At 67.3% G+C, this 3444-nt stretch carries 3 protein-coding genes; 2 read left to right on the top strand and 1 reads right to left on the bottom strand.

The window, feature by feature from the left end; genetic code table 11:
* Nucleotides 1-151: 151 nt before the first annotated feature.
* Nucleotides 152-790 carry a COQ9 family protein gene (locus RMO97_RS21090; RefSeq protein WP_310542964.1) on the bottom strand — a complete coding sequence of 213 codons (639 nt, stop codon included), beginning with the start codon at nucleotides 788-790 and terminating at the stop codon, nucleotides 152-154.
* A gap of 175 nt (nucleotides 791-965) precedes the next feature.
* Between RMO97_RS21090 and rpsU the strand changes: the two genes are divergently transcribed.
* On the top strand, nucleotides 966-1205 hold the full coding sequence (gene rpsU / locus RMO97_RS21085; protein ID WP_215342650.1) for a 30S ribosomal protein S21: 240 nt from the start codon (nucleotides 966-968) through the stop codon (nucleotides 1203-1205).
* A 189-nt stretch (nucleotides 1206-1394) separates the two neighbouring features.
* Nucleotides 1395-3278 carry an ATP-dependent zinc metalloprotease FtsH gene (gene ftsH, locus RMO97_RS21080; RefSeq protein ID WP_310542963.1) on the top strand — a complete coding sequence of 628 codons (1884 nt, stop codon included), beginning with the start codon at nucleotides 1395-1397 and terminating at the stop codon, nucleotides 3276-3278.
* Nucleotides 3279-3444 lie beyond the last annotated feature (166 nt).

Here is a 3444-nt window from a genome sequence, read left to right as displayed (position 1 = left end):
GGTTGGTGTGGTTCGTGTCCCCACGTCTCCCGGCCGGGCGGCCGCGTATACCCAAATTTTTGACCACCACCCACCCTAACCACACGAACGGTGGCCGACGGTTGGGAGGAGGGGCTGTATCTGGGTCCCGGCCGTCGCCGGGATGAAGGGCTTACCCGTACCGCATCTTGCCCAGGGCGGCGGCCACGTCGGCCAGCAGGTCCCCGCCCTTGCGGCCGGCCTTCCATTTCTCATAGGCCATGACGTTCTCGATGCGGCTGTCGACGAAGGCCATGGCGTCGGCCTTGCCGCCCGCCAGCCGGATCGCCAAGCCCGAGACCAGGATGCCCGACAGGATCGCCCGCTTGGAATAGTGGTTCTCGTCGGTGGCGGTGTCGCCCGCCCAGCGCCACAGGCTGTCGGCGCTTTCCCACAGCAGCTTGAGCGCCAGGGGAATGCGGGTCGGCAGGGCCAGGTAGCCCGCCCAGCGCCGCACGCCGCCCTCGTCGGCGGCCGCCGCATCCAGCCGCGCCTCGACTCCGGCCCGGATGCGCTCGCGCATCTTCAGTCCCTTGGGATCGGTCTCCGCCAGCCGCTCCAGCGCAGCCGCATCGTGCCGCCGCGACAGCAGGGCCGCGAGATCAGCCGGCCCATGGGGGACCAGCAGCTCGGTCTCGGCCACGCTGAGGCCGCAGGCCTTGCCCGCCGCCCGGACCATCGGCCAGGTCCACCCCTGCGCCGGGGCGAGGTTCAGGACCTGGTCCAGAATCTGTTGTTCGGTGGCCTCAGCCCAGTCGGTTTCGTGCGCCATCACCTATAATAACGCGCTCCTGAGGCCCTGTCCGCCGTGGACATCGCCTCCCGTCTCTGGTATTTCGCCGCCCTCAACCCGGAGGCTCACCCCTACGGGCGCAAGGCATTTGTCCGTTCGCCGCCGCCTGACCCCAGGATTGGCCGAGCGGGAACGGGTAATAGGAGAGATAACTCTGGTTCAGATTTTCGTCCGCGACAACAACGTCGATCAGGCTCTCAAGGCGCTGAAGAAGAAGATGCAGCGCGAGGGCTCGTTCCGCGAAATGAAGCGGCACGTGCATTACGAAAAGCCGAGCGAAAAGCGCGCCCGCCAAAAGGCCGAGGCCGTCCGCCGCGCCCGCAAGCTGGCCCGCAAGCGCGCCCAGCGTGAAGGCCTGATCCCGGCTCCGAAGAAGGCTCCCGGCGCTCGCTAGAGCCCTGACCCTCTTCAAGCTTAAGTATTTGAAAGGCCGTGCGGATCCCCGCGCGGCCTTTTGCTTTTGCCGATTTTTCACGGCGCCGCTGCGATCTTCTGTCCTCTGGCGCCCTGCTTGCTGGTGAAACCGCATCCGCGCACCTATCTTGGGGGTTAGCGGACACTTTCCGGAACGGTCTGGACCAATATGAACCTGCGCAATCTCGCCATCTGGGGCGTCATCGTCGTCGTCCTGATCGGGCTCTACAGCATGATGACCGGGGGCGGCCAGGCGGCCGGCGCCGGTGGCCAGATCACCTACAGCCAGCTGCTGGCCAAGGTGTCCTCGGGCGAGGTGAAGAAGGCCACGATCCGCGGCCCCAGCGTCGAGGTGACCGACGCGGCCGGCAAGTCCTTCGCCGCCATGACCCCCAACAACCAGGATGACCTGGTCAAGCGCCTGGAGAGCCAGGGCGCGGACATCGAGGTCAAGCAGATGGGCGGCGGCCTGGTGGGCCTGCTGGTCCAGAGCCTGCCGATCCTGCTGCTGGTGGGCGTCTGGATCTTCTTCATGCGCCAGATGCAGGGCGGGGCCCGCGGGGCCATGGGCTTTGGCAAGTCCAAGGCCAAGATGATGACCGAGAACAAGAACCGCATCACCTTCGATGATGTGGCCGGCGTCGACGAGGCCAAGGAAGAGCTCACCGAGATCGTCGAGTTCCTCAAGGACCCGCAGAAGTATCAGCGCCTGGGCGGCAAGATCCCCAAGGGCGCCCTGATGGTGGGCCCTCCCGGCACCGGCAAGACCCTGCTCGGCCGCGCCGTCGCCGGCGAGGCGGGCGTGCCCTTCTTCTATATTTCCGGTTCCGACTTCGTGGAGATGTTCGTCGGCGTCGGCGCCAGCCGCGTGCGCGACATGTTCGAGCAGGCCAAGAAGAACAGCCCCTGCATCATCTTCATCGACGAAATCGACGCCGTCGGCCGCCACCGTGGCGCGGGCCTCGGCGGCGGCAATGACGAGCGCGAGCAGACCCTCAACCAGCTGCTGGTGGAGATGGACGGCTTTGATCCGTCGGAAGCCATCATCGTCATCGCGTCCACCAACCGTCCCGACGTGCTGGACCCGGCCCTGCTGCGTCCCGGCCGCTTCGACCGCCAGGTGGTGGTCTCCAATCCCGACGTCGGCGGCCGCGAGCGCATCCTGCGCGTCCACATGAAGAACGTGCCGCTCGCCGCCGACGTCGATGTGAAGACCATCGCCCGCGGCACGCCGGGCTTCTCCGGCGCCGACCTGGCCAACCTGGTCAACGAGGCCGCCCTGATGGCCGCGCGCAAGAACCGCCGCATGGTCCTGCAGCGCGACTTCGAGGACGCCAAGGACAAGGTCATGATGGGCGCGGAGCGCAAATCCATGGCCATGACCGAGGAAGAAAAGCGCCTTACCGCCTATCATGAGGGCGGCCACGCCCTGCTGGCGCTGTCGGTGCCGGCCACCGATCCCGTCCACAAGGCCACCATCATCCCGCGTGGCCGGGCGCTCGGCATGGTCATGCAGCTGCCGGAACGCGATCAGCTGTCGATGTCCTATGAGCAGATGACCTCGCGCCTGGTCATCCTGATGGGCGGCCGCATGGCCGAGGAGATCATCTTCGGCAAGGACAAGATCACCTCGGGCGCCTCGTCGGACATCGACCAGGCCACCCGCCTGGCCCGCGCCATGGTCACCAAGTGGGGCTTCTCCGACAAGCTCGGCGTCGTCTCCTATGGCGAGAACCAGGACGAGGTCTTCCTCGGCCACTCGGTGTCGCGCACCCAGAGCGTCTCGGAAAAGACCGCCAACCTCATCGACGAGGAGGTCAAGACCCTGGTCCAGACCGCCTTCAACGAGGCCCGCCGGATCCTGACCGAAAAGCTGGACGATCTGCACACCTTGGCCAAGGCCCTGCTGGAATACGAGACCCTCAGCGGCGACGAGATCATCAACATCCTCAAGGGCGTCTCCCCCAACCGCGACGACAGCGACACACGGCGCCCGGCCCTCCCGGTCGCCTCGGTCCCCCTCTCCCCCCGCACCGATCCCGAACCGGCCTGACGCCGCCCGACCCGACCAAAGCAAAGGGGAGCCTCGCGGCTCCCCTTTGTCGTTCTTTCCTCCCCCGTTTACGGGGGAGGGGGACCGCGTAGCGGTGGAGGGGGCGCGACCGGGCGCCGAGCTTGAGGCGCGCCCCCCCCCCCCCCCCACGGCCGGCCCCCGCCCC

This window comes from Phenylobacterium sp. (genome assembly GCF_031425575.1).
Taxonomy (GTDB): domain Bacteria; phylum Pseudomonadota; class Alphaproteobacteria; order Caulobacterales; family Caulobacteraceae; genus Phenylobacterium.
The sequence above is the reverse complement of the archived record's forward strand: the minus strand, read 5'-3'. Positions and strand labels throughout refer to the sequence as shown.

What these genes read in the sequence shown, in the direction of transcription:
- RMO97_RS21090 (WP_310542964.1), bottom strand. Translation starts at nt 790, where the DNA reads ATGGCGCACGAAACCGACTGGGCTGAGGCCACCGAACAACAGATTCTG.
- ftsH (WP_310542963.1), top strand. Translation starts at nt 1,395, where the DNA reads ATGAACCTGCGCAATCTCGCCATCTGGGGCGTCATCGTCGTCGTCCTG.